At 61.1% G+C, this 6,122-nt stretch carries 6 protein-coding genes and 1 pseudogene; 1 reads left to right on the top strand and 6 read right to left on the bottom strand.

What is annotated here, in order from left to right:
• Window positions 1–29 precede the first annotated feature (29 nt).
• Window positions 30–1,229: an ROK family transcriptional regulator gene (locus ACTIEN_RS09685; RefSeq protein WP_439522924.1), complete on the top strand. Its 1,200-nt coding sequence runs from the start codon at window positions 30–32 to the stop codon at window positions 1,227–1,229.
• A gap of 8 nt (window positions 1,230–1,237) precedes the next feature.
• Here ACTIEN_RS09685 and ACTIEN_RS09690 read toward each other — a convergent pair whose 3' ends face one another.
• The 6 genes and pseudogenes from ACTIEN_RS09690 to ACTIEN_RS09715 form a co-directional block, all read right to left on the bottom strand.
• Complete coding sequence (locus ACTIEN_RS09690) at window positions 1,238–2,044, bottom strand: arylamine N-acetyltransferase family protein (RefSeq protein WP_439522925.1); 807 nt, start codon at window positions 2,042–2,044, stop codon at window positions 1,238–1,240.
• Window positions 2,044–3,003 (bottom strand): VOC family protein, encoded by a 960-nt coding sequence (locus ACTIEN_RS09695; protein ID WP_439522926.1) that lies wholly within the window; start codon window positions 3,001–3,003, stop codon window positions 2,044–2,046. Before ACTIEN_RS09695 ends, ACTIEN_RS09690 begins: the two co-directional genes overlap by 1 nt.
• Window positions 3,004–3,010: 7 nt before the next feature.
• A complete protein-coding gene (locus ACTIEN_RS09700) occupies window positions 3,011–4,315 on the bottom strand; it encodes a TRAP transporter large permease (RefSeq protein WP_439522927.1) in 1,305 nt (434 codons plus the stop codon).
• The gene (locus ACTIEN_RS09705; RefSeq protein ID WP_439522928.1) at window positions 4,312–4,815 is read right to left on the bottom strand and encodes a TRAP transporter small permease; all 504 of its coding nucleotides are present in this window, start codon (window positions 4,813–4,815) and stop codon (window positions 4,312–4,314) included. Before ACTIEN_RS09705 ends, ACTIEN_RS09700 begins: the two co-directional genes overlap by 4 nt.
• Window positions 4,816–4,818: 3 nt before the next feature.
• Window positions 4,819–5,793 carry a TRAP transporter substrate-binding protein gene (locus tag ACTIEN_RS09710; RefSeq protein WP_439522929.1) on the bottom strand — a complete coding sequence of 325 codons (975 nt, stop codon included), beginning with the start codon at window positions 5,791–5,793 and terminating at the stop codon, window positions 4,819–4,821.
• Window positions 5,794–5,884: 91 nt separating this feature from the next.
• Window positions 5,885–6,122: pseudogene (locus ACTIEN_RS09715) on the bottom strand (aminomethyl transferase family protein); the annotation flags it as partial.

Consider the following 6,122-nt stretch of genomic DNA (forward strand, 5'->3'; position numbering starts at 1 on the left):
CGTAGCTTCGTTAGACTAAGGTCCGCGACATGGACGGTGGAAAAATCAAAGGGGCAAGCGGGGGCGTCAACCAAAGCGGTGTGCGCAACTACAATGAACGTCTGCTCCTTTCGATGTTGCAACGCCGGGGCGGAATGGCCGGGATCGACCTTGCACGTTTGACCGGCCTTTCGCCGCAAACCGTGTCGGTGATTTTTCGCAAACTGGAACAGGACGGGTTCCTGCAACGCGGTGACCCGGTGCGCGGCAAGGTGGGCAAGCCGTCGATCCCGATGGAGCTGTCGCCGGACGGGGTTCTTTCGTTGGGACTCAAGATCGGACGCCGCAGCGCTGACCTGTTGTTGCTGGACTTCACCGGCAATGTGCGTGCGCAGGTTACAACCGCCTATCAATACCCCCTCCCCGACGAAGTGTTTGCCTTCCTCGAAAGCGGGATGACCACCCTTCTCGAGGATCTGCCGCCCGAGGCGCGCGACCGGCTGTGCGGGATCGGCATCGCCGCGCCGTTCGAGCTTTGGAAGTGGAACGACCTGATCGGCGCTCCGTCCAACCGGTTCAAGTCATGGAAAGACGTCGATTTCGCGGAACAGGTTGCGCAGTTCAGCGACCTGCCGGTGTTCGTGGTCAATGATGCAACCGCCGCCTGCCGGGCAGAGCATCTGTACGGCCGCAATCACGGGTTCCGCGACTACGCCTATTTTTTCATCGGCTCGTTTGTCGGCGGTGGGGTCGTGGTCAATGACACCGTCTTCGAAGGCAATCAGGGAAATGCTGGCGCCTTGGGGTCACTTCGCAGCACTGGGCCACTGGGCGAAAGTCAGCAATTGATCGACGTGGCCTCGATCCACCTGCTCGAAGGTCGGCTTGTGCAAGCGGGTATTGAGCCGCGCATCTTGTGGCAGCAACCGCAGGATTGGAGCGCGCTGACGCGATATGTCGAACCGTGGGTCGGGGAAACGGCGCAGGAACTGGCCAAGGCATCGCTGTCGGTCTGTGCCGTGATCGATTTCGAGGCGGTGCTGATCGACGGCGCATTCCCGGAACCGGTACGCAACGAGCTTGTCGAACGGGTCAGGCGTTACCTGGTCAATCAGGACACGCGCGGCCTGATCCCGCCCAAGATCGAACCCGGCAGCATCGGCGGCAATGCGCGTGCAATCGGCGCGGCAAGCAGTCCGATCTTCACGCAGTTCCTGTTGAACACAAATGCAGGGCTGGCCGCTTTTTGACCATTTGGTCAAAAAATGCCTTTGCGGATCAATGCGTCCACTAGGCCCGGTATTGACTCCAGCCCAAAGGCATCGTGCAGACAGGCGATCACCGCATCGGGGGTTTGCAAAGTCTCGCAACAGGGTGCCCTGCCCTTTGCAAACTTGCGAAATACAGCGCCGTCCAGCACCAGCCGCGTGTCGCCGCACTGGCGGGTGACAATCAACGTGCGGGTAAAAAGCGATCCCGGAAACGTGGCGGCCAGCCAGTTGCCTGCTTGCACATCAGACATCGTGGTCAGTTCATCCGTAAAGGCGTAAAGATCGCGCCAGTCGCCCGCATCGACCTGTCGGTACAGCACGGTGCCCAGACCGGCGCGTGTCTCTGTGCGCAGGGTGGGGTCGCCGGGATCGCCGTTCAAAGGAACGGGGACAGTCGGTCCCGGCCCGCCGAAGCCCACATCGACAAGGTACTCGGCCCCATCCAGCGACACGATGCAGACGCAATGGCTGCGCGGCCCCGGCACATCGCGCTGCCACATGACCCGCGCCATCCGCAGACGGGCGTCAAAGCCCAGACCACACAAAGCGGCGCAGAGCAGCGGATTGACCTCGACACAGTATCCACCGCGTCGGTTGTGGATCATCTTGGCGGCAAGCGCCTCAAGCCCAAGTTCGGGAACATCGCCGCAAAAGACGGTCAGGTTTTCGAACGGGATGCGGTCCAGATGCGCGCGGGTCATGGTGGTCAGGGTGTCAAGCGTGACCGGAAGGCCAGAAGGCAGCCCCAGACGGGACAGCCACGCACCGATCAGGTCTTGCGACGCCGCCTGCATCAATCCTCGTTGACCGGCGGTGTGCCGTGGGTGTGGAAGGTCTCGATGGTCTTGAGACCCCAGGCCTGCCCCCGCTTGCGCTCGTCCTCGGTCCAGGTGACGGTTTCCCAATCGGGTTGCAGGATCAGGCGCGCACCGGCGTTTGCCAGTTCGACCCGGTTGCCCGCCGGTTCCCAGACATACAGAAAGAACGTGCCCTGAATGGCATGCTTGTGCGGGCCGGTTTCGATATGCACGCCGTTTTCCAGAAAAATGTCGGCGGCGCGCAGGATGTCTTCGCGCTGGTCCACGGCGTAGGTTACATGGTGCAGACGGTTCTCACCGCGACCGTGTTCCTCGGTGCAGGCCAGATCATAAGTCTTGTTGTTGATGGTGAACCAGCAGCCCCCAAGCCGCCCGTTGTTGAGCCGGATCTGTTCGGTCACGCGGCTGCCAAGGCAGGTCATCATGAAACCCCGAAACTGCGTCACATCGCTGGCCAGCAGGTTCAGGTGGTCGATCCGGCGCGGCGACACGCCTTGCGCGTGAAAGCGGCTCGACATGTTCTTGAGCGCCGGTTTGTCGTCCTCGGGCGGGTCGTATTTCACCGTGTCCCAGTAAAGTTCGAACACATGGCCGAACGGGTCTTCGAACCGGTAGGCACGACCGTGGCCCAGATCACCCTCGACCCAGCCGTGAACCTTGTACCCCGACGCCTCGATCACCTTCACACGCCGTTCCAACGCCGCTTCGGACGACACGCGATAGCCGATATGGGCCACGCCGGTGGTGTCGGATTTGGTGAGCTTGAGCGTGTGAAATTCGTAATCGTCCCAGGCCCGCAGATAGGCGCTGTCGCCCTCCTGCGCGGACAGTTTCAGCCCGTAAACCCGCGTGAAGAAATCAAGGCTCTCGTCGAACTTGTCGGTCAGCACCTCCACATGGCCAAGATGAGCAACGTCAAAGCAGGGTTCGGTCATAAGCGCCTCAATTGAACATGGTGTTTGGCAGGAAAAGCGAGATTTGCGGGAAGGCCACGAGGATCGCCAGCGTGACCATCATCATGATCCAGAACGGGATGACGCCAACAAAAATGCGCCCAAGCGGCACACCCGGAGCGACGGATTTCACGATGAACACGTTCAGCCCCACCGGCGGCGAGATCAGACCCATTTCAAGTGCCAGAACCACCAGCACCCCGAACCAGATCGGGTCGATGCCAAGGTCCAGTACGATGGGAAAGAAGATCGGCAGGGTCAGAACCAGCATCGCAAACCCTTCGAGAAAACAGCCCAGAACGATGTAGATGCCAAGGATCAAGAGCAGGCTGCCCATCGGCCCCAGTTCCAGCGCGACAAACGCCTGTGCCACAAGGTCGGTCATGTGGCTGAGCGCGAGGAACGGGTTGATCATATGCGCGGCAATCAGGATCAGCATGACGGTGGCGGTGGTCACAACGCTGTCTTTCGCGGCGTCCCAAAGCATCGAAAGCCTGAGCTTGCGCGTGACCCAGCCAATGAGAATGACCGCACCAGCGCCCACAGCTGCGGCCTCGACCGGGGAAAAGAACCCGCCATACATGCCGCCAATGGTGACGAAGATCACAAGAACGATGGGACCGGCCCGCCCGATGGCCGTGACTTTTTCCCAAAGCGCCGTCTTTGGCCCTGCTGGACCAAAACCCGGACGGAGGATGCACAGCAAAGACACCGCGAGCACAAACATCGTGAGCAAGAGAAGCCCTGGAAACACACCCGCAAGGAACAGGCGGCCAATGGATTGCTCGGTCAGGATGGCATAGATCACAAAGCCGGTGGACGGAGGGATCAGAATACCCAGCGTGCCGCCCGCAGCCACCACGCCGGAGGACAGACGATCATCGTAGTCAAACCGCTCCATCTCAGCGAGCGCGACCTTGCCCATAGTCAGTGCCGAGGCGACGGACGAGCCGGACAGCGCGGCAAATCCGCCGCACCCAATGACCGTGGCCGAGGCCAGCCCACCCCGGATCGACCCGATCACGGCATAGGCGGCATCAAAAAGCTGACGGCTCATCCCGGTATGCGACGCGACGTTGCCCATCAGGATGAAGAGCGGAATAACGATCAACTCGGGGGACGAGGCCAGGGTGAACGCCTCGGACGCCAGAAGCGACATTGACGCGTTCAGCCCGTTAAGCGCCCAGATCCCCAGAAACCCGACGACAAACATCGAAAAGGCAACCGGCACGCGCAGGATCAGCAGCGCGAACAAGGCAACGATACCGACGACCCCGGCAACGGACGCGGTCATGCCTGTCGCTCCTGCCGCACATCCCGCCCGGTCAAGATCAGTTCCAGCGCCCGCAAGGCCAGACCGAGGGACGCAAGCCCCATGAACCCGATGGCCGCCCATTGGAAATAGACCTTGGGCAGGTAAAGCAGGTTGGTGGAAAGATTGAGCATCACCGAAAGCTTTGCGCTGTCCCAGGTCGCCCAGGCCAGAGCGGCAAAGATCACTGCCCCGATCACTGCGACGGATATGTCTATGAACCGATTCACCCCGTCCGGGAAATACCGTTCGAACAGATCGACGGAAATATGGCCGCCAAGACGATCACACAGCGCCATCGGGGCGAAAATAACGATCACCGAGGCCATCGTCGTGATGTCCTGCCCCCCATAAAGCGGGCTGCCGAACGCGCGGCCCACAACGTCGACAAGGATCACCACCACGACCAGAAGAAGCGCGATTGATCCAATGGCAGCGGACAGGCCAATCAGCCTGTCCGCAAAGGTGCGTATGCGCGTCAAGGCTTATTCCTGCATCGCGGCAAATGCCGCTTCGCCACCAACGCTGGCCACATAGTCCGCGACGACGTTCGACACCGCATCGACAAAGGCCTGCGCCTCGTCTTCGCTCAGGTCGACAAAGGAATTGCCGGCATCCGCGCGGGCGTTTTCAAGCGCCTCGGTGGCGGTTGCGTTCCAGGCGGTTTCGGCATTGTTGCCCAACCCGCAGCCGCGGGCCTCGTCAAGCGCGGCTTTCGCATCGTCGGAGAGCGCGTCATACGATCCCTGCCCCATCACCGCGAAAAACGCCAAACGGCCAAGCGGCGCGCCCAGCGTGTAGGCATCGGCCACCTCGTCAAGTTTGAAGTCGCTCAGCGTCGAGGCGCCCGTGAAAACACCGTCGATCAGGCCGGTCTGCATCGCGTTGTAGACCTGGTTGATCGGCATCTGCACGGGGGTTGCGCCCAGTGCCTCGGCGATCTTGCCCGCCGTTGCCCCGGCGACACGGATCTTGAGACCGGACAGGTCGGATGGTGAACGGATCGCCTTGTCTTTCATGATCATGATGTTCGGCTCGGACGTCCAGAGCGCGATCGGAACGGTGCCGGGGAATTCACCCGAGATTTCGTCCATCGCGTTGCAGAGCGAATCCGCGCCCGACTGATCGTCTGGCACGACGCCCGGCAGCTCGACGATCATGGTCTTTTCGAATTGCTGCGAGGTGTATCCAGGCAGGCCCCAGACCATGTCGGCGACGCCCTGCACGGCACGCACATATTGCTCGACCGGGCCAGCGCCCAGTTCACCGCCATGATAGCCGCGCACGGTCAGGCTTCCGCCGGTGGCTTCGGTCAGGTCCGCGTTCAGCTTTTCGATCACGCTGGCGTTGACCGTATGGAACGGCGGCGTGAAGTTGGCGAATTTCAGTTCCTGTGCGGCGACCGGAACAGTTGCTGCCACTGCCATCGCAGCACCGAGAAATGTCGTTCTAAATGTCATAAAACCTCCCATGAGTGACCCGATCCAGATCAGGCCGTGTGATGAAGGGGGGCGATCCTTCTGTGTGATCGCCACCCCGAAACTCTGCTGATCAGACGGCTTTTGCCCGCCAGCTGTCGGCCGCATAGCTTTCCCGTGCCTCGCTTGAATACGGCGTTTCGGATACGCGCACCCGAATTTCCGCCTGCTTGTGCTTCTCGGCGGATGTCTTGGCGGTTTCGTCGGATTCGCCCCAGCGCAGGGTCAGAACGTCGCCAATTTCAACGCTTTGGTCAACAACCCCCAGGGACAGCACGCAGCGTTCGTTGTAGCTGTAGCCGTTGAACATG

The sequence above is a fragment of the Marivita sp. genome (genome assembly GCF_051859345.1).
In the GTDB taxonomy this organism is placed as follows: domain Bacteria; phylum Pseudomonadota; class Alphaproteobacteria; order Rhodobacterales; family Rhodobacteraceae; genus Marivita.